The sequence below is a fragment of the Shinella kummerowiae genome, assembly GCF_009827055.1.
Classification (GTDB): Bacteria; Pseudomonadota; Alphaproteobacteria; order Rhizobiales; family Rhizobiaceae; genus Shinella; species Shinella kummerowiae.
The window spans coordinates 184,064-203,614 of record NZ_WUMK01000001.1 but is presented as its reverse complement, the minus strand read 5'-3'; the positions used below and the strand labels follow the sequence as shown (position 1 = coordinate 203,614).

Here is a 19,551-nt window from a genome sequence, read left to right as displayed (position 1 = left end):
CTGACGGACGTCGTAGAGGTTAGTGCACTGCAATCGGGATGGACCCGTGGAAACAGAACTCGTCGAAAAGGCGGCATTGGGAGATCGGCAGGCCTTCGCCGCGCTGATCGAAAGCCGATATGATTTCATCCATGCTGTCGCCTGGCGATGGTGCGGCGACCGGCAGGATGCCGAGGATGTGGCGCAGGAGGTGTGCATACGCCTCGCCGGCGCCATCCGCGGTTTCAAGGGGGCGAGCCGTTTCGGCACCTGGCTCTATTCCGTGACGCTGAATGCTGCGCGCGACCAGATGCGCAAGCGCCGCCGGGCCGAATGGCGCGATGCGGCGTATCTGCGTGATCAGGCGGTACAAGAGAACAGCCCCGGTGACGACGGCAGCGAAGACCTGTGGCAGGCCGTGCGCCAGCTTCCCGACAAGCAGCGCGACGCCGTGCTGCTCATTTACGGCGAAGGCCTGAACCATGCCGCCGCGGCCGAGGTGCTGGGCTGCGCCGAAACGACGATTTCCTGGCATGTGCACGAGGCCCGCAAGCGCCTGAAGGTGCTTTTGCGCGATGCCGCCGCGTGACGGAAGGATAGACGATGACCGATCTCGACCTGGACAAACTCGCCCGCCGCACACCGCCGGCCGCTGATCCTGCGGCGCGCGGGCAAGCGCTTGCCGCCGCGATGCAGGCTTTTGACGGCGATGAAAAAATTGCGACCGCTCCCCAAGGATCGACCGACGGCGGGCGTCGAAGCTCCATGTTCAACTGGATATGGAGCCCCATCATGAACCGCAGACTTCTCGCCGGCTCGGCCCTTGCCACGCTTCTCGCCGTGCCCGTCGCCGGCCTCGTGACCTATGAACTGGTGCGCAACGGCACCGTCCCGCTGACCGCGGAGACGGAGATTGCGGCGAAGCCCGTCAATCAGGATGTTCGCGCCCGCAAGCAGGAGGCAAAGAAGAACGACATCACCGCTGAGGAAACCGCTGTTATCGTGAGCCGTCCGGAAGACCTCGGAGGCGCGACAGCCAAATCGAAGGCGGCTGCGGAGGCCAACAGCGCTGCGGACGCGGATAGCGGCCAGGCCACGGACATGCTTGCCGCCGAGCCTGCGCCGCTTGCCGAAAGCGATGATGAAAAGGCCGCCGCCGTCATGTCGGAATCGCTTGCCGTCGGCGGGGCCGCCAATTTGCAATCACTCAGCCGCACGATCGTACAGCCTTCGGCGACTGCGGACGCGATTGTCATGCTCCCGGAAGATCGCGAGCGCTTCGCCTCCGCCGATCCGAACCCGGTAAAGAGCGTTTCCACCGATCCGGTGTCGACCTTCTCCGCCGATGTCGACACCGCGTCCTACTCCTATGTGCGCGGTTCGTTGCTCGGCGGCAGCCTGCCGGATGCCGAAGCCGTGCGTGTCGAGGAACTGGTCAACTACTTCCCCTATGACTGGAAGGGGCCCGAGACGGCGGAGACGCCGTTCAATGCCACCGTCACCGTCATGCCGACGCCGTGGAACAAGAACACGGAGCTGCTCCATATCGGCATCAAGGGTTTTGAGACCGTGGCGACCGAGCAGCCCGCCGCCAACCTCGTCTTCCTCATCGACGTCTCCGGCTCGATGGACGAGCCGGCCAAGCTGCCGCTGCTCAAGAGCGCCTTCCGCCTGCTTGTCGGCAAGCTGAAGGATACGGATACGGTGTCGATCGTCACCTATGCCGGCAATGCCGGCGTGGTGCTGGAGCCGACGCAGGCAAAGGAGCGGGACACGATCCTTTCCGCCATCGACAATCTCCAGCCGGGCGGTTCGACGGCTGGTGCCGAAGGCATCGAGGCGGCCTACCGGCTGGCGCAGAAGGCGTTCAAGAAGGATGGCGTCAACCGCGTCATGCTGGCGACGGACGGTGACTTCAATGTAGGGCCTGCAAGCGATGAAGAGCTGAAGCGTGTCATCGAGGAGCGCCGCAAGAGCGGCATCTTCCTCTCCGTGCTCGGCTTCGGCCGCGGCAATTACAATGACGGCATGATGCAGACGCTGGCGCAGAACGGCAACGGCACCGCCGCTTACATCGATACGCTCGCCGAAGCGCAGAAGACGCTGGTGGAGGAGGCTGGGTCCTCGCTCTTCCCGATCGCCAAGGACGTCAAGTTCCAGATCGAGTTCAACCCCGAGCGCATCGCCGAGTACCGCCTGGTCGGCTATGAGACCCGCGTGCTCAATCGCGAGGATTTCAACAATGACAAGGTGGATGCCGGCGACATCGGTTCCGGCCACCGGGTGACGGCGATCTATGAGGTGACGCCGAAGGGCAGTCCGGCCGTGCTGAACGACCCGCTACGCTATGGCAAGGAAGAGGCGGCGACGGCGCCCTCTGCCGGGAACACGTCCGAACTCGCCTTCCTGAAAATGCGCTGGAAGAAGCCGGATAGCGACACCAGCGAACTCGTCACCCTGCCGGTGACGGACGCCAATGCGGTTACCGACGTGAACGCGGCCTCGGCGGATGTCCGCTTCTCCGTCGCGGTCGCCGCCTTCGGGCAGAAGCTGAAGGGTGTTTCCGCCCTGCAGGACTACGCCTATGGGTCGATCCTCGGCCTTGCCGAGGCCGCCAAGGGCAACGACCCGTTCGGCTACCGGGCGGAGTTCCTCAAACTCGTCCAGCTTGCCGGCGGTCTTTCCGGCGAGAAGGCGGAGTAGGGCAGTCCGGCTTTATCCGGCCCGCCGGCGACCTTCTCCCCGTGGCCGGGGAGAAGGGAAATGCCAGGATGGTCTTCCTGCGATTGCAATGCTTGAGGAGGATGGTGCTCCATCGCCATCGCTCCACCTGCGGGGAGACGGTGCGGGCAGGCGGAAGAGAGGCGCTGTCCAGCGCCTTTCCTTCGTTTGCGGCAGCGGCGTGCACCGAGGCTCGCCGTCTTCGGGCAGTGCCAGCCCGGCATCGCGCAGCAAGCGTGCGTCCTTGCGCGCGATGAGCAGTCGCAAAGCCTCCCGTTCGGCCCGCGCCTGACGATAGCGTTCCACCATTTCCATCAGTTTTCCGAAAATTCCCATGGCCTTGCCTTCCCTTGCTGAGAAGTAGCCAAGCAAAGGCGTAGACATTTCACAAACGAATAGCGATTATGGCAGGCATCAGGAAAAGCGATGGCGCCACATGTATCCTCCTCTTGAAAGCGATCTGCTCAGAATTTTCGTCACCGTGTCCGATGCCGGCAATGTTACGCATGCGGCAGACAGGCTCGGACGCACCCAATCCGCGGTCAGCATGCAGGTGCGCAAACTCGAGGAATCCGTCGGCGTCACGCTGTTCGAGCGTGGCCCGCGCGGCGTTGCGCTTACCGTGGAGGGCAAGCGGCTGCTGCCCTATGCCAAGCGCATCGTCGGGCTGGTCGACGAGACGACGGCGGCGATGCGAACCCTGCCGCTGGACGGGCCGGTGCGGGTCGGCATTCCGGAGGAATACAACCAGACGGTCCTGCCCAATGCGCTTGCCGCCTTCGCGGAGACCCATCCGGGTGCCGAGGTGACGGTGTTCTGCGGCTATACGGCCCAGCAGATGGAGGCCCTGGACGCGGACGAACTCGATCTGGCGGTCATCTTCGAATGGGACGGTGGAATTTCCGGTGAGCTTCTGGCAATCGACCCGACCGTCTGGGTGGCGTCCAGTGCGCATAACCTGCATCTGGAGCGCCCGGTGCCGGTCGCCTTCTACCGGCGGTCGGTCTGGTGCCGGGAATTTGCGCAACGCTCGCTGGAGCGCTACGCGATCCCGTACCGCGTCGCCTATACCAGTGATACGAGCAGCGGCCTGCGTTCGGCCGTTGCGAGCGGGCTTTCCATCGCGCCGCTCGCCCGCAGCAACATTCCGCCGGGTGCGCGGGAGCTCACCCTTGCGGACGGATTTCCAACCGTCGATTCCTCGCGCGTCGTGCTGAAGCGCAATCCGCGGCGCGGCGGGCCGGCGATCGACGGCATGGCGGACCTGATCCGCAAATCCTTCGGGCCGCTGGCGGCGATGACGGATCAGGCTTTCGGGTAAGCGCGGTCAAGGCCGCCGGAGCGCGTCAGCCCGGTGCGGAAGGCGGCGAAGGCCGCGTGCTGGCTGGAGCGGGCGGTTTCGACCAGTCGCATCTGCAAGCGGGCGGGCGCCGTGTTGCCCAGCCACTCGCCGAGTTTTTCCAGCTTCAGCGAATTGAGGAACCGGGCGCCGGCGGCCCGGTTGAGATAGAGGTCGAGACCTTCCAGCAGGTTCTCGTCCTGCTTGGCGTTTTCCATCAACAGGCGGAGATAGGCCTGCTCGGCCTCGCCGAGGGCGGCGAGCTTGTCGGCCACGGTGTCCCGGTCCGGAAAGGCTGCAAGATCCGCGCTCATGATCGTCCCCCTGAGAATCGTCCTGTCCTTGGATAGGACGCGGAAAAAGGCCTCGCAAGTCTGCGGGAAATGTTTGGACTGAAAATCCAATATTGACAAAAAGTCTATTATTGGATTGTTTGTCGCCATGTTCGACTCATCAAACGCCGATCTGCTGCTTCGCCAGCACGCCGCGACGGCCGCGGCCATCTCGACCCTGCTCTATCCCCATGCCGAGGTCGTGCTGCACGATCTCGAAACGGGCCTCATTGCCGGCATCTGGAACGCCTTTTCCGGCCGCAAAGCAGGCATGGAATCGCTTGTCGAAAACGAATTGGCGGAAGCCGGCGAGGCGGGTGTCTACGGTCCCTATGAAAAGACCGGCGAGGACGGGCGACGGCTGAAATCGGTGACTGCCGTGCTGCAGGACGACCACGGCCAGGCACTTGGCCTGCTCTGTATCAACATGGACGTCTCGCATTTCGACGCGGCGGCCAGGCTGCTTTCCGGCTTCACCGGTGTCGCGGCCCCGCGGCCTCCATCGCTCTTTGCCGGCGACTGGCGGGAGGAAATCAACACCGCGCTGCACGACTGGCTGCGCACGCGCGGCCTGGCGCTGACGGCCCTCAAGAAGGGCGACCGGGTGGCGCTCGTTGCCGCCCTCGACGAACGCGGCCTGTTCCAGACGCGTAACGCCGTCGACCACCTGGCCTCCCTCATCGGCGCCTCGCGCGCCTCGATCTACAACTATCTCGCCGATGCCCGGCGCCAGAGCCAGAAGGACAGGCCATCGTGACCACGCTTCCGGATTTTCGCCTCGAAACCCATTTCTCGCGCTGGGAGTTCAAGGCGCGCCATCACATGACGGCGAGCGACGCCGAAACCATGACCATGTCCGACCTCCTGGCCCTTGCCGACCCGGAGGATCGCGAGGCTTGGGATCGCGTCTCGCTCGGCTATACCGAGACCTGGGGTGCGCCGGCGCTGCGCGAAACCATCGCCTCGACCTACGACACGCTTTCCGGCGCCGATATCCTGACCTTTGCCGGCGCGGAGGAGGGGTTGTATTGCGCGATGCTGGCGCTGCTCGGGCCGGGCGATCACGCCATCGTCACCGTACCGAACTACCAGTCGATGGAGACCCTGCCGGTCACCATCACCGGCAATGTCACGGGGATCGCGCTTCGGCCGGAGAACCGCTGGCAACTCGATCTCGACGATGTGCGGGCAGCCCTTCGGCCGGAGACCAGGCTCATCGCCGTCAATTTCCCGAACAATCCGACGGGTGTCATCGCCGATCAGGATGTTTTCCGCGGCCTTGTCGATCTCTGCGTCGAGAGGGGCATCCATCTATTTTCCGATGAAGTCTATCGCGGGCTGGAGATCGATGGCGCGAAACGCCTGCCGCAGGCCGCCGACCTGTTCGACAAGGGCGTGTCGCTCAATGTCATGTCCAAGGCCTATGGCCTGCCGGGCCTGCGCATCGGCTGGATCGCCAGCCGCGACCATGCGCTGCTGGCGCGCATGGAGAAGATGAAACACTACCTTTCCATCTGCAACGCACGGCCCTCGGAAGTGCTGGCCGGCATCGCGCTCAAGGCGCGAGAGACCATCTTCGCCCGCAACCGCGCCCTTTGCGCGGAAAACCTGGCGAAGCTCGGCGCCTTTTTTGCGGACTATCCGCATCTCTACGAATGGGCCGAGCCGGATGGCGGCTGCGTCGCTTTCCCGCGCTATCTGGGCAATGACGGCGTGGAAGAACATTGCCGTCGGTTGGTCGAGGAGAAGGGCGTGCTGCTGCTGCCCTCCAGCCTCTACGTGTCGGACCTGCTGCCGGTGCCGGTTGATCGCTTCCGTGTCGGATTCGGCCGGAGCAACATGGATGCGGGGCTTGCGGCGTGGCGGACGCTTCTGGCGGCGGTGTAGGTGTCAGGCTTTTTCGCGGGCAAGTTTCGCCCGCAGGCCGTCGAGATCGTCCACGAACCAGATCGATCGTCCCTTGTTCGTCTCCCGTACGAAATCACGCAACGCCTTGCTGCCTTCCAGCAGCGGGGCGATGTCGCCAATGATGGCGCAGCGCAGGTGATAGTTGACGAACTTCTGGAAGATCGTGCCGGCGAGACGGGTCTCAAGCCGCAGAAAGCTGGATCCAAGGCGTTCCACCGGGATGGCGATAAGCTCCGCCTCGACCGAGAAAGCTTCGCCGATGACATCGTTGCCATCGGCTTCCGTTGTGATCTGCGGTCCCTTCACCGGCAGCAAAAGCACCTTTGTGCCGCCCATGTCGATCCAGTCCATCTCTCTTCTCCTTGTATCGTGACCTACCCATTTCGCAGGATATCGGTCGCCTTGTGGTCGTCATCGACGCCGTCGATCAACAGGACGTCGCCATCGGAGTTGCGGGTGCGCAGCGGCAGGATGGCCTGGTAGGCCGGCGAGGCATACCAGTCTTCTGCCGCCGTGCGGTTGGGAAACGACAGCATGATGATGTCGCTTGGGAACGTGCCTTCCAGCATGCGTCTGTTGCCTGCGCCATGCAGCACGAACTTGCCGCCGAAGGGCGCCAGGGTCGCGTCGATGGCTTCCAGATAGGCAATGATTTCGGGCCCGAGTGTGACGTTGCGAAGGTGAGCGATGGCGTAGGTGGTCATTGGTTTCTTCCTGTCGGTGTTGGCGTTGACAGGACCCTATGACGACCGATGCAGCAGATCGATTACCTTGCAGGTAATGCCGATCCCTACGCGCAACAAAAAGCCGCCCGCGGCGCTGGCCGGGGCGGCTGATCTGTCGCCACAGGGGCGAATATCAGCTCCGGCGGCGGCTGCCGCGTTCGCGGGTTGGCTGGGCGGCGCTCTCATCGGCGGTCTTGTTACGCAACGGGCCGATCTTTTCGATGATCTCGACAAGGGCGGGGCGTTCGCGGGGCTCGTGCGCATCGAGCGCCACGCGCATGGCGGCGAGGTGCTCACAGGAGGTGCCGCAGCAGCCGCCGATGATGCGGGCGCCGGCATCGCGGGCGAGGCGGGCATATTCGGCCATCAGCGGCGGCGTGCCGGAATAGTAGATTTCCGAGCCGCGAAATTCCGGAATGCCGCAATTGCCCTTGACGACGACGGTGGCCGACGGGTCGGCGCCGGTCATGTCGAGCAGCGAGGAGAGAATGTCGGACGCGCCGACGCCGCAATTGGCGCCCACCGCAAGCGGACCTGCGCCGATATCGCCGGCAACGCCGTGGATGTCGCGCGGATGCAGGCCCATCATGGTCTTGCCGGCGGTATCGAACGAGCCGGTATAGACGAAGGGCATGCCGACCTTGGTGGCCGCTTCCGCAGCCGCGCGGATTTCCTCCGGCGAGGACATGGTCTCGATCCAGGCGACATCCGCGCCACCAGCCTTGAGGCCTTCGATCTGCTCGGCGAAGGCGGCGACAGCGTCGTCATAGGTCAGCGCGCCGAGCGGGATGAGCAGTTCGCCCGTCGGGCCGACGGAGCCGGCGACAATGACTTTGCGCTCAGCCTTGTCGGCGACGGCGCGGGCGATTTCCGCAGCCGCCTTGTTCAGCGCGTGAACGCGATCCTGCGCGTGATGTAGCTTCAGGCGATGACGGGTGCCGCCGAAGGTGTTGGTGAGGATGATATCCGCGCCGGCATCGACAAAATCCTGGTGGAGCTTGGTGATGTTTTCCGGCTTGGCTTCGTTCCACAGTTCCGGCGCTTCACCAGCCTCCAGGCCCATGGCGAAGAGCGAGGTCCCGGTTGCGCCATCGGCAAGCAGGAAGGGCTTTTCGGCAAGAAGCTCAGCAAGCGGGTTCGTCGCGGTCATGGAGGTATCCTTCTGTTTGCCACATCATATAAAGATTTCTTTATGTGATTGCAACGCTGCTTTGAGGGAAACGACGCGTGCCGCCCGGGGGAGGCTACAACGCTCTCTAGCGTCATCCTCGGGCTCGACCCAAGTATCCATGCCACAAGGATAGGGCGTGCCGTGATGTGTGGATCCTCGGGTCGAGCCCGACCATGACGGAGGAGAAGGACTGCCCCAAATCAAAAGAGGGCGCCTAGGCGCCCTCTTCAATTGCATGATATCGAACTTTAGGCCGCCTTCGCCTCGTGGCTCGTCGGCGTCACCATGCTGGAGATGATGGCGCTGAGGCTGATGGCGCCGACGGGCTTGCCCGTCTCGTCCACGACATGGGCGAGTGTCTGGTTCACCGCGGTCATGGCGCGGGCGGCCACTTCCAGCACGGTGCCCTTGGCGATCGGCATGCCTTCCGGGTTGCCGGACAGCGGCGCCATGATCGTCTCGACATTGACGACGCGGCCACGATTCACTTCCTTGACGAAGGCGGTGATGTATTCGTCCGCCGGGTTCAGCACGATTTCCTGGCCGGTGCCCTGCTGCACGACCATGCCGTCGCGCAGGATGGCGATCTTGTCGCCGAGACGCAGCGCCTCGTCGAGATCGTGCGTGATGAAGACGACGGTCTTCTTGAGCTCCTTCTGGAGATCGAGAAGCACGGTCTGCATGTCGACGCGGATAAGCGGATCGAGCGCCGAATAGGCTTCGTCCATCAGCAGGATGTCGGCGTCGTTGGTCAGCGCCCGGGCAAGGCCCACGCGCTGCTGCATGCCGCCCGAAAGCTGGTTCGGGTAGTGGTTCTCGAAGCCGGATAGACCGACACGGGCGATCCACTGCCTGGCGCGCTTCTCCCGCTCCTCCTGGCCGACGCCCTGGATTTCCAAGCCGTAGACGGTGTTTTCCAGAACCGTGCGGTGCGGCAGCAGCGCGAATTTCTGGAACACCATCGCCGTCTTGTGGCGGCGGAATTCGCGCAGATCGTTCTCGTTCATCTTGCAGACGTCAACGCCGTCATAGAGCACTTCGCCGGCGGTCGGGTCGATCAGCCGGTTGATATGGCGGATCAATGTCGACTTGCCGGAGCCGGAGAGACCCATCACCACCATGATGCCGCCGGCCGGCATGGAGATGTTGATGTCGCGCAGACCGAGAACGTGGCCGTATTTCTCGTTCAGTTCCGCCTTGCCGAGGCCGTTCTTGACTTGATCGACATAGTCGCCGCCGCGAGGTCCGAAAATCTTGTAAAGATTGCGGACCTCGATTGCATGACTAACCATGAATTACCTCCGAATGCTTCTGCAGCCGCTTGCCATAGGCCTGGCTCGTACGGTCGAAAATGATGGCGATGGCCACGAGCGCGAACCCATTGAGGAACCCGACCGTGAAGAACTGGTTGTTGATGGCCTGCAGCACGTTCTTGCCGAGACCGCCGACGCCGACCATGGAGGCGACGACGACCATGGCGAGCGACATCATGATGGTCTGGTTGATGCCGGCCATGATGGTGGGCAAGGCCAGCGGCATCTGCACGTTCTTCAGTTTCTGCCAGCCGGAGGAGCCGAAGGCGTCGGCGGCTTCCAGCACTTCCTTGTCGACAAGCCGGATGCCGAGATTGGTGAGACGGATCATCGGCGGCACGGCATAGATGACGACCGCGATCAGGCCCGGCACCTTGCCGATGCCGAAGATCATGACGACGGGAATGAGATAGACGAAGCTCGGCATCGTCTGCATCACGTCGAGGATCGGGTTGATGATGCCCTGCACGCGATCGGAGCGCGCCATGAGAATGCCGATCGGAATGCCGACGACGATCGCGATCATCGTACAAACCGTCACCATGGCAAGCGTCACCATCGTGTCGTTCCAGAGACCCAGAAGGCCGATGGCGAACATGGAGAGCGCGGTGCCGATGGTAATCTTCATGTTTCGGCTGCCGAAATAGACGATCGCCACCATGATGATCAGGATGATCGGCCAAGGTGAACTGACAAACAGCCGCTCGAGATAGTTCAGGAACCATTGCAATGGCTGGACCATTGCGTCGATAAGGTTGACATATTCTCGGACGAGGCCCTTGAAGCCGTCGTCGATGACTTTTCGTGCGCCGCGGACGCTGGCGTCACTGAAGGCCGGAAACTTGCATAGAAAGCCTGGCAACAATTCGCATATGCCTGCCATCCTTTTCCCCTCTTTCTACCGGAAGTTATTGTCCCGCATCGCAATAAAACGAGTTTGCAATTGCGAACGGAACGATGCGCACAGGGATATTCTTGTTCTGGTTCCCGGCTTGCAGTTCGTATTCGCACGAACTGCCGCTTGATACTGTGCTGTTTGCGACCTCTGCAGTTTCTTGGGCGGGCGTCAGGCAAAATGCCAGCACCCTCGTTCAGGTCGCGAGAGGCCGGCAGCCGGGGAAGGCTGCCGGCGATAGGCTTGTTAGAGAGCGGCCTTGACCTTCTCTGCAACGTCCGGAGCAACCCACTTGGTCCACATCTCCGGATAGGTTTCCAGGAAGTGCTTTGCGGCGTCTTCGTTGGTGCCCTGGTTGTCGGTCATCCAGGCGAGAACCTTGCCGACCGTGCCGTTGTCCCACTGGCGGGTCTTCATGTAGTCCATGGCGACGCCGGCCTTCTCGGAGAAGGATTTGGTCACCACGGTGAAGACGTCCGAAGTCGGGTAGGAGTTGACCTTCGGCTCCGGGCAGTCCGGCACGGCGGTGCAGGCGTCCCAGTCGGCCTTGTTGTGCTCGACACCGAAGGACAGGCGCGTCATCTCGTACTTGCCGAGAATGGCGGTCGGTGCCCAGTAGTAACCGAGCCAGCCGGCCTTCTTCTCGAAGGCATTGGCGATCGAGCCGTCAAGGCCGGCGGCCGAGCCCGTGTCGACGAGTGTGAAGTTCATGTCGTCGGCCTTGAGCGCCTTGTAGAGATTGGCGGTCGAGACCTGGCAGTTCCAGCCCGACGGGCAGTTGTGCACAGCGCCCTTGGAGGCATCTTCCGGAGCGGGGAAGAGGTCCGGATGTTTCAGCGCGTCCTGCACCGTCTTGATGTCCGGGTGGGCGTCGGCGAAGAATTTCGGCACCCACCAGCCTTCCACGCCGCCTTCCGAGAGGAGGGGGGCGAGCTGGATCAGGCGACCTTCGGCAATGGCCGCGTCGAGCGGCGTGCGCACGGCGTTCACCCACATTTCGGGCGCGACGTCCGGTTCGCCCTTTTCGTTCATGGAGGTGAAGGTCGGCATGGTGTCGCCGGTCACCAGCGTGACGGTGCAGCCATAGCCATTTTCGAGGATGAGCTTGTCGACATGCGCGGCAACGCCGGCAGAGGCCCAGTTCATTTCGGCAATCGAGACTTCACCGCAGTCTGCCGCCTGGGCAGAACCGGCAAAGCCATAGAGGCCGGCAGCGAGGATAGTGGAAGCAAGGAGCTTCTTCATAGATTAAGACCTCCCAGTCTTAGATGCAGCGATCAACCCGGAAGGCAGCGCAGGTTACTGCGGTGTCCCGTCTGCCCGAAAGTTTTACGGCAGCCATGGAGGTTCGATGCCAGGTGAGGCGAGCCAATCTCCCTGCTGCAACGACGCCGAGCCTTTTTTCTGATCTGCCGGCGGAACCCTGTCACCGGCGATGTATCCTCGTGCGTCACAAGAAGCAGCCTACGGGTTCTCATAGAGAAATCAACCTCCTGCGCGGCATTCCTGCGTCGCAAACGATGTACCGGGCGGGTAAGGTGCTGAAAATCCGGCAACCTGTCGGTGGAAAAATTGGGCGTTTGCTCGCATCCGGGCAAATGTTCACAGCCCGATTTATCAGGAAAGATGCATGGTCGTTGATTGCGGACATATCCTGTTCCGAATGCGTCGCTTCCGACGTCCGAAAAATATTTCGCAATTTTTCAAAAAAAATCGCGATTCACCTTTGCTTAAGGTCTCAATAACGGTCCGGTAAGGATGTGCCGCTATTGCTTTCATCACGGCGGGGGACACCGCCGCCCGCTCCGGAAAGGTATTGCGTACCGGGGTGCCTGGGCTCCGATGCGTTTTTGTCGGAAGCCGCCATGCGTTTTTTGGCAAGCCGTGCATCACCGAAAGGGATGCGCGGCTTTCGCCGTTTCAGGGGCAGCGTACAGGCAATAAAAAACGCCGCCTCCCGGAGAGAGGCGACGCTGCATGCGAGCGGACCTGACGTCGCGCTCGAAAGTTAGCCGACGGAGCGTGTGCGGATGAAGCCGAGCGGGCCGAGCGGCGCGTCCATGACGGTGTTGCGCACGCGGGACTGGCTCTTGGGGGCTTCGCCGTTCCAGGCGATCTGTACGAAGTTCGGCTTGCTGAAGATGAACAGCATTGTCTTTGTCCTTGAAACCCGGAGCCACATGCCCCGGCTGCTTGATGACGTGGATATAGGCGCGTCCGGGCCGAAAGTCACGATCGTTCACGGCGCAAAATGTCGCAAAATGAATAGCAAATCTGCCATGCCCGCATTGCATGGCGCGCTGTTGCGAAAATGCATCTGCGCGCCGCGCGAAATTGGGGCGGAATTGCGGTAAATCAGGGCTTTTCGGCGGCGGGTGTGAATGCTAGTTGAGGCGCATGACAAGAACGATCATGCTTCAGGGCACCGGCTCGGATGTCGGAAAAACGGTATTGGTGGCGGGCCTTTGCCGCATCGCCGCAAATCGCGGCTTGAAGGTGCGTCCCTTCAAGCCGCAGAACATGTCCAACAATGCCGCCGTTTCGGCCGATGGCGGCGAGATCGGTCGCGCCCAATGGCTGCAATCGCTCGCCGCCCGCGTGCCGTCCTCCGTGCACATGAACCCTGTGCTGCTGAAGCCGCAATCCGATGTCGGCAGCCAGATCATCGTGCAGGGCAAGGTGTTTGGCCAGGCGAAGGGGCGGGACTACCAGGCGCTGAAACCGAAATTGATGGGCGCCGTGCTGGAGAGTTTCGAGACGATATCTACCGGCGCCGACCTGGTCGTCGTCGAGGGGGCGGGCTCGCCGGCGGAAATCAATCTCCGGGCAGGGGATATCGCCAATATGGGGTTTGCGACGCGCGCCGGCGTGCCCGTCGTGCTGGTCGGCGACATAGACCGCGGCGGCGTCATCGCCTCGCTGGTCGGCACCCACGCCATCCTGCCGGAGGAAGACCGTCGCATGGTCACCGGGTATCTCATCAACAAGTTCCGCGGCGATGTCACGCTGTTCGATAGCGGCATCGCCGAGATTGACCGCTTTACCGGCTGGCCATGTTTTGGCGTCGTGCCCTGGCTGAAGCAGGCGGCACGATTGCCGGCGGAGGATTCCGTCGTGCTGGAGCGTCTCGCCAAAGGGGGCGGGGGGGCGCTGAAAGTGGCGGTGCCCGTCCTGTCGCGCATTGCCAATTTCGACGATCTCGATCCGCTCAAGGCCGAGCCGCAGGTGGATCTTGTCTTCGTGCGCCCCGGCGAACCCATTCCGGCCGATGCCGGCCTCGTCGTGCTGCCCGGCTCGAAATCGACGATCGCCGACCTTGGTGATTTTCGGGCCGCGGGCTGGGACAGGGACCTTGCCCTGCATATGCGTCGCGGTGGCCGTGTCATCGGCATTTGCGGCGGATACCAGATGCTTGGTCACCGGGTGAGCGATCCGCTTGGCATCGAAGGCAATGAGCGGGAGGTCGAAGGCCTTGGCCTGCTCGCGGTCGAGACGGAGATGGCGCCGGAAAAGACCGTGCGCAACAGCACGGCGCATTCGCTGCAATATGATGTGCCGCTGGAAGGCTATGAAATCCATCTCGGCAAGACGACGGGGCCGGATACGCTGCGCCCTTCGGTCAGTATCGACGGGCGCGCCGATGGTGCCGTTTCGGCGGATGGCCGGGTGATGGGCACCTACCTGCACGGGCTCCTCTCCAGCGACGCCTACCGGGCCAAATTGCTTGCCGATTTCGGCATCGCGGGCGGCGGGTTCGACTATCGCAGGAGTGTCGACGAGGCGTTGGATGGTGTCGCGGCGGAGCTGGAGGCGGTTCTCGATCGCGCCTGGCTCGATGGCCTTTTAGGCGGCGCTGATTAAACTACCCTTCTGAAACGTAGAGCCATCGGGTTCCTTCGCCACCGGTCTGCCGCACCAAAGTTGCGCCAGAATTCGGTGCGAGGACTGACGAAAATCCGCCCGGTCATCGGGCTTTAAGCCTTCGCGCGCTCCGAAAGGGTGAGATATATGGGTTCTGGACCTCTCGCACGCTCCGTTCTGGTGAGATGCGGCTTTGCAAGCCTTGTCGGGCTGTCGCTCTCTGGCCTGCCGGTGATCGCTTTCGCGCAGACGACGGCCAAGGAAACGACGAGTGCGGGAAAACGCTGGGAGGAGGAATTCGCCCTCTGGCAGAAGGTTTCCGCCGGCAGCGACGTCACGCAGTACGAAGGATATCTGAAGACATATCCGAACGGCACCTTCGCCTCGATGGCGCGCCTGCGCATCGCCGAATTGCAGGCCAGCACGAAGGTCAAGCCGGCAACCGGGAATTCTGAGCAGGCCGGTGCCAAGGCGAAGGCGGACGAGGCGGCGGCGGCCGAAAAGGCGAAGGCCGACGAAGCCGAACGCGCAGCCGCCGAAGCCAAAAAGGCCGAGGCGGAAGCCCAGCAGGCTGCAGACGCGGAAAAGGCCAAGGCCGATGCGGAAGCCGCACGCCTGAAGGCGGAAGCCGAGGCGAAGCAGGCCGAAGAAGAAGCGCGCAAGGTTGCCGAAGCGGAAAAGGCGAAAGCCGACGCGGAAGCGGCACGCCTGAAGGCGGAGGCCGAGGCGAAGCAGGCGGAAGAAGAAGCGCGCAAGGTCGCCGAAGCGGAGAAGGCGAAAGCCGACGCGGAAGCGGCGCGCCTGAAGGCCGAGGCCGAGGCGAAGCAGGCCGAAGAAGAAGCGCGCAAGGTTGCCGAAGCGGAAAAGGCCAAGGCCGAAGCGGAAGCCGCGCGCTTGCAGGCCGAAGCCGAGGCGAAGAAGGCGGAAGAGGAAGCGGCCGCCCAAAAGCTCGCCGAGGAAAAAGCGGCGGCCGAGGAGAAGGCAAGGGCAGAGGCTGCGGCCGCTGAGAAGGCCCGCGCCGAGGACGCGGCCCGTCTGAAGGCGGAAGCGGATGAGAGGGAAGCTGCCGCCCGCAAGCTTGCCGATGAAAAGTCGGCCGAGGCCGAGCGTCTGAAGGCCGAGGCACAGGCCGCCGCGGACAAGGCAAAGGCGGAAGAGGCTGCGCGACTGGAGGCCGAGGCTGAGCGCGTGAAGGCCGAAGAGGCCGCGGCTGCGGAAAAGGTGCGCGCCGAAGAAGAGGCCACCGCCCGTCGCGAGGCCGAGGCCAAGCGCGTCGAGGTTGAAAAGGCCGCTGCTGCTGAAAAGGCCCGGATCGAGGAAGAGGCGGCCGCTGCCCGCAAGCTCGCGGAAGAGAAGGCGGCCGAGGTGGAGAAGCTGAAGGCCGAGGCCGCCAAGGCTGCGGCGGATGCCGAGGCGAAGGCCACGGAAGCGGCTCGTCTTGCCGAAGAGGCGAATAAACGCGCTGAAGAGGCTGCGGCGGCAAAGAAGCAGGCTGAGGACGACGGCGCCGCGACGGCGGCCCGCGAAGGTGAAGCGCAGGGCACTGAGACGAAGGACCGGGGCCTTGCGGTGGAGCAGTCGGCCGATGCGGCGAAGCGCGAGGAGAAGATCTTCCGCGAAGCCGTGCTCGACGGTTCGGCAGATGCGTTCCGTGACTATCTGAGGATCTATCCGAATGGCCGATTCCTCGCGGACGCCCGTGAACGGCTTGCGACGCTCGCCGATACCGCGCGCCAGCAAACGCAGGAAACCAAGCCGAAGCAGGAGACTGCGACCACGGAAACCGAGCGCAAGACGGTCGAGGAGCCGGTCATCGATCCGCGCGAAGCCTATATGCAGCGCTCGACCCGCGTTCAGGCGCAGCGCTGGCTGAGCATTCTCGGCTTTAACACCTACGGTGCGGACGGCGTGTTCGGCCCGCGCACCCGCTCGGCGATCGCGTCCTGGCAGGGCTCGTCCGGCTATCGGGCCGACGGCTACCTGTCGCGTGCGCAGTTCCGCGAACTCCGGCAGGCCGCGCAATATGCTCAGGCGCGCCAGAATCGCCAGCGTCAATATCAACAGCGCCAGTACCAGCAGCGTCAGTATCAGCAGGACTACGACGTGCTGGAAGGCCCGGTCGATGGTTACTACGAGCGCTACAATGGCGATGACGGCTACTACAACAATGGCGGCGGCATGGTGATCATCCCCGGCTATTGAGATTGCGACGGCCGGACGGCGGTTTCAGCACAGGTGATGGCGCTGCCGGTCGATTGACTCCAGGGGGCGGGAAGCATAATCATCCGCAGTATTGGATGGTTCCCGGATCCGGAAACGGATCGGGGAGTAAATGGGAATGTGACGCGGCGGACCCAAATAGGGCGCTGCAATCACGGCCGACCCCGCGACTGTAGAGTGGCGAGGAACGTTCATCCGGCGGGGAGGATTTGTGTGGATATGGGGCAATGGTGCTCCGGCCGCACCGAGAAAACCAACCGGAAAAGCCACTGGGTGGCATCGCGATAAGCCAAGGCACGGACGCCTCTTTTCTACGAATCGTCCACCTTTCGCGATGCTGATAACCCGGGAAGGCGAGAGTGTTCCGCAGGCGTGAAAACGCCGGACGCCACGAGCCAGGAGACCTGCCAGCCGATGAGGGCATATCGCCCGACCTGGGGAGGGACTTCCCCAACGCCTGCACGGAGGTTGTCATGGCTGTTTCTACTACGTCTTCTGTTACCCTTTCCGCAAACGACCGCCTTGTTGCCGGTGTTTTTGCGCTGCTGCTCGGTGCCTTCCTCGTATTCGGCGCTGGCCTCGCGAATTCGGCCGTGCTGCACGATACGGCGCACGACACGCGTCACTCCTACGGCTTTCCCTGCCACTAAGGAGTTTTGACATGATCGTTCGTTATCTCCTGGCTGCCCTGGTGGCCGGGCTGTTCTCCGGTGCGCTGATGACGGCCGCCCAGGAGGCGCGAGTCGTGCCGCTCATTCTTCATGCAGAAGAATTCGAGGGCGGCGAAGAAACCGCACCTGCAACCGACGGCACGACACCCACGACGGGTGGCGCTGCGACGACGCAGGAGCATTCCTCGTTCGGCGCCGTGCTTCTCGACGTCGCATCGTACCTGTCGCCGGTCTCCGTCGCCTATGCCCATGAGGGCGAGGCGCACGAGGAAGGTGGCATCATGTTCGGCATGAGCCGCTTCTCGGGTACGCTTTTGGCCAACCTCGTCACCGGCACCGGCTTTGCGCTTCTGCTGGCGGGCTTCAGCCTGGTTTCCGGCCACCCGATCACCGTTGCCAATGGTGCGCTCTGGGGGGCGGCCGGCTGGCTTGCCGTGCATATGCTGCCGGCCATCGGCCTGCCGCCGGAACTTCCGGGTTTCCCGGCTGCCGATCTCACCCAACGCCAGATCTGGTGGGTTGCGACCGTCCTGCTTTCGGCCGGGGGACTTTATCTCCTGTTCCTGAAGCCGGGCATCGTCGCCAAGATCGCCGGTATCGTGCTGATTGCGGCGCCGCAGGTTTACGGTGCGCCGCAGCCGAGCGACATTTCCAGCAACGTTCCGGCCGTTCTCGGTGCCGAGTTCGCGGTTGCGGCTCTCGCCACGACGCTGTTCTTCTGGATCGTGCTCGGCCTCGCGCTGGGTTTTGCCAACGAGAAAGTCGCCAAAGCTGCCTGATATGATGCAAAAATCGCCCGGAGCCGTCCTGGTTCTGGGCGGTGCGCGTTCCGGAAAATCCGCTTTTGCCGAGAGGCTGGTCACCGAGACCGGCCTTTCGCGTCATTATATCGCCACCGGCCGCGCCTGGGATGAGGAGATGCGGCAGCGCATCGCCAGACACCGGGAAGACCGTGGCGAGGGGTGGGAAACCCATGAAGAGCCGCTAGAACTCGCCGCGCGTCTGAACGATGTGGCGCGCGAGGACCGGGCGGTGCTCGTCGATTGCCTGACGCTCTGGGTCACCAACCTGATGCTGGAGGAGCGGGACATCGCCGCCGAATTTGCCGGCCTCGTCGAGGCCATCGCGACGATGCCGGGTCGGCTGGTCTTCGTGTCGAACGAAGTCGGCCTCGGCATCGTGCCGGAAAACCGCATGGCGCGCGATTTTCGCGACCATGCCGGGCGGCTGCACCAAAGGCTCGCCGCCCTCGTGCCAGAAGTCTATTTCGTTGCGGCCGGACTGCCGCTGAAAATGAAGGGTTGAACCTATGCTGCAACAGAAAATCCCCACCACCGTCATCACCGGCTTTCTTGGCGCCGGCAAGACGACGCTGATCCGCAACCTGCTGCAGAATGCCGGCGGCAAGCGCATCGCGCTCATCATCAACGAGTTCGGCGACCTCGGCGTCGATGGCGACGTGCTGAAGGGCTGTGGCGCAGAGGCCTGCACCGAGGACGACATTATCGAACTCACCAATGGCTGCATCTGCTGCACCGTTGCCGACGATTTCATCCCCACCATGACGAAGCTGCTGGAGCGGGAAAACCGCCCGGACCACATCGTCATCGAGACCTCGGGCCTCGCCTTGCCGCAGCCGCTCATCGCCGCCTTCAACTGGCCGGAAATCAAGACGCAGGTGACCGTCGACGGCGTCGTCACGGTGGTGGACAGTGCCGCCGTCGCCGCCGGCCGTTTCGCCGATGACCACGACAAGGTCGATGCGCTGCGCGTCGAGGACGACAATCTCGACCATGAAAGCCCGCTGGAAGAGCTCTTCGAAGACCAGCTCACCGCTGCCGATCTGATCGTACTCAACAAGGCCGACCTGATCGATGCAAGCGGTCTCCAGGCCGTGCGTGACGAAGTTGCATCCCGTACCGCCCGCAAGCCTTCGATGATCGAGGCGAGGAACGGTGAAGTTGCGGCCGCCGTGCTGCTCGGCCTCGGCGTCGGCACCGAAGACGACATTGCCAACCGCAAGTCGCACCACGAGCTGGAGCACGAAAACGGCGAGGAGCATGACCATGACGAGTTCGACAGCTTCGTCGTGGAACTCGGCGCCATCGCCGATCCGGCTGCCTTCACGGAGCGCCTCAAGGGCGTGATCGCCGAGCACGACGTGCTGCGCCTCAAGGGCTTTGCCGACGTGCCGGGCAAGCCGCTGCGCCTGCTCATCCAGGCCGTCGGCAGCCGCATCGACACCTATTTCGAACGCGCCTGGGCCCCGGGCGAAACCCGCGGCACCCGCCTCGTCGTCATCGGCCTGCACGACATGGACGAAGCGGCCGTGCGAGCCGCCATCGCTGCTGCGGTTTGATTTCGGCATGAGCATGCGGCAGTCCCTCCCTTCGGCGTTTCTGGTGCGACATGGCCA

At 63.3% G+C, this 19,551-nt stretch carries 19 protein-coding genes and 1 riboswitch; of the genes, 11 read left to right on the top strand and 8 right to left on the bottom strand.

The features are described from left to right. The first annotated feature begins 46 nt into the window (after window positions 1-46). The 3 genes from GR138_RS00975 (at window position 47) to GR138_RS00965 (ending at window position 4,021) form a co-directional block, all read left to right on the top strand. Window positions 47-568: a sigma-70 family RNA polymerase sigma factor gene (locus GR138_RS00975; protein WP_160856749.1), complete on the top strand. Its 522-nt coding sequence runs from the start codon at window positions 47-49 to the stop codon at window positions 566-568. 14 nt (window positions 569-582) lie between these two features. Then, window positions 583-2,682, top strand: coding sequence for a vWA domain-containing protein (locus GR138_RS00970; protein WP_160856748.1), 2,100 nt, complete (start codon window positions 583-585; stop codon window positions 2,680-2,682). Between the two features lie 454 nt (window positions 2,683-3,136). Next, window positions 3,137-4,021, top strand: coding sequence for a LysR family transcriptional regulator (locus tag GR138_RS00965; protein WP_160856747.1), 885 nt, complete (start codon window positions 3,137-3,139; stop codon window positions 4,019-4,021). Here the strand turns inward: GR138_RS00965 and GR138_RS00960 are convergent. Next, entirely contained in the window at window positions 4,006-4,353 is a 348-nt protein-coding gene (locus GR138_RS00960) for a hypothetical protein (RefSeq protein WP_160856746.1), read from the bottom strand. The genes GR138_RS00965 and GR138_RS00960 overlap by 16 nt on opposite strands. 127 nt (window positions 4,354-4,480) lie before the next feature. Between GR138_RS00960 and GR138_RS00955 the strand changes: the two genes are divergently transcribed. Continuing rightward, the gene (locus GR138_RS00955) at window positions 4,481-5,128 is read left to right on the top strand and encodes a helix-turn-helix transcriptional regulator (RefSeq protein WP_160856745.1); all 648 of its coding nucleotides are present in this window, start codon (window positions 4,481-4,483) and stop codon (window positions 5,126-5,128) included. Further along, a complete protein-coding gene (locus GR138_RS00950; protein WP_160856744.1) occupies window positions 5,125-6,258 on the top strand; it encodes an aminotransferase class I/II-fold pyridoxal phosphate-dependent enzyme in 1,134 nt (377 codons plus the stop codon). The genes GR138_RS00955 and GR138_RS00950 overlap by 4 nt, the downstream gene beginning before the upstream one ends. Window positions 6,259-6,261: 3 nt before the next feature. Here GR138_RS00950 and GR138_RS00945 read toward each other — a convergent pair whose 3' ends face one another. The 7 genes from GR138_RS00945 to GR138_RS30175 all read right to left on the bottom strand — a co-directional run bounded on the left by GR138_RS00945 (window position 6,262) and on the right by GR138_RS30175 (window position 12,535). Then, a complete protein-coding gene (locus GR138_RS00945; protein WP_160856743.1) occupies window positions 6,262-6,630 on the bottom strand; it encodes a DUF4180 domain-containing protein in 369 nt (122 codons plus the stop codon). A gap of 23 nt (window positions 6,631-6,653) precedes the next feature. Next, window positions 6,654-6,983, bottom strand: a complete 330-nt coding sequence (locus GR138_RS00940; protein WP_160856742.1) for a DUF1330 domain-containing protein — start codon at window positions 6,981-6,983, stop codon at window positions 6,654-6,656. 154 nt (window positions 6,984-7,137) lie between these two features. Further along, a complete protein-coding gene (bmt, locus tag GR138_RS00935) occupies window positions 7,138-8,154 on the bottom strand; it encodes a betaine--homocysteine S-methyltransferase (RefSeq protein ID WP_160856741.1) in 1,017 nt (338 codons plus the stop codon). A gap of 269 nt (window positions 8,155-8,423) precedes the next feature. Continuing rightward, a complete protein-coding gene (locus GR138_RS00930) occupies window positions 8,424-9,467 on the bottom strand; it encodes a quaternary amine ABC transporter ATP-binding protein (protein ID WP_160856740.1) in 1,044 nt (347 codons plus the stop codon). Continuing rightward, the gene (locus GR138_RS00925) at window positions 9,460-10,371 is read right to left on the bottom strand and encodes an ABC transporter permease (RefSeq protein WP_160856739.1); all 912 of its coding nucleotides are present in this window, start codon (window positions 10,369-10,371) and stop codon (window positions 9,460-9,462) included. Before GR138_RS00925 ends, GR138_RS00930 begins: the two co-directional genes overlap by 8 nt. Window positions 10,372-10,629: 258 nt before the next feature. Next, the gene (locus GR138_RS00920; protein WP_160856738.1) at window positions 10,630-11,628 is read right to left on the bottom strand and encodes an ABC transporter substrate-binding protein; all 999 of its coding nucleotides are present in this window, start codon (window positions 11,626-11,628) and stop codon (window positions 10,630-10,632) included. Window positions 11,629-12,391: 763 nt separating this feature from the next. Further along, a complete protein-coding gene (locus GR138_RS30175; protein ID WP_202402463.1) occupies window positions 12,392-12,535 on the bottom strand; it encodes a hypothetical protein in 144 nt (47 codons plus the stop codon). Window positions 12,536-12,780: 245 nt separating this feature from the next. Between GR138_RS30175 and GR138_RS00915 the strand changes: the two genes are divergently transcribed. From GR138_RS00915 to cobW, 6 genes are all read left to right on the top strand, one after another. Continuing rightward, a complete protein-coding gene (locus GR138_RS00915; protein WP_160856737.1) occupies window positions 12,781-14,244 on the top strand; it encodes a cobyric acid synthase in 1,464 nt (487 codons plus the stop codon). Between the two features lie 147 nt (window positions 14,245-14,391). Further along, window positions 14,392-16,446 (top strand): peptidoglycan-binding domain-containing protein, encoded by a 2,055-nt coding sequence (locus GR138_RS00910; RefSeq protein ID WP_160856736.1) that lies wholly within the window; start codon window positions 14,392-14,394, stop codon window positions 16,444-16,446. A gap of 79 nt (window positions 16,447-16,525) precedes the next feature. Further along, window positions 16,526-16,890: riboswitch (cobalamin riboswitch) on the top strand. Between the two features lie 47 nt (window positions 16,891-16,937). After that, entirely contained in the window at window positions 16,938-17,114 is a 177-nt protein-coding gene (locus GR138_RS00905; protein WP_050743285.1) for a CbtB domain-containing protein, read from the top strand. A gap of 11 nt (window positions 17,115-17,125) precedes the next feature. Beyond that, window positions 17,126-17,914 carry a CbtA family protein gene (locus tag GR138_RS00900; protein WP_160856735.1) on the top strand — a complete coding sequence of 263 codons (789 nt, stop codon included), beginning with the start codon at window positions 17,126-17,128 and terminating at the stop codon, window positions 17,912-17,914. A gap of 4 nt (window positions 17,915-17,918) precedes the next feature. After that, the gene (cobU, locus tag GR138_RS00895) at window positions 17,919-18,440 is read left to right on the top strand and encodes a bifunctional adenosylcobinamide kinase/adenosylcobinamide-phosphate guanylyltransferase (RefSeq protein WP_160857383.1); all 522 of its coding nucleotides are present in this window, start codon (window positions 17,919-17,921) and stop codon (window positions 18,438-18,440) included. A 4-nt stretch (window positions 18,441-18,444) separates the two neighbouring features. Continuing rightward, the gene (gene cobW / locus GR138_RS00890; protein ID WP_160856734.1) at window positions 18,445-19,494 is read left to right on the top strand and encodes a cobalamin biosynthesis protein CobW; all 1,050 of its coding nucleotides are present in this window, start codon (window positions 18,445-18,447) and stop codon (window positions 19,492-19,494) included. The last annotated feature ends 57 nt before the right edge of the window (window positions 19,495-19,551 follow it).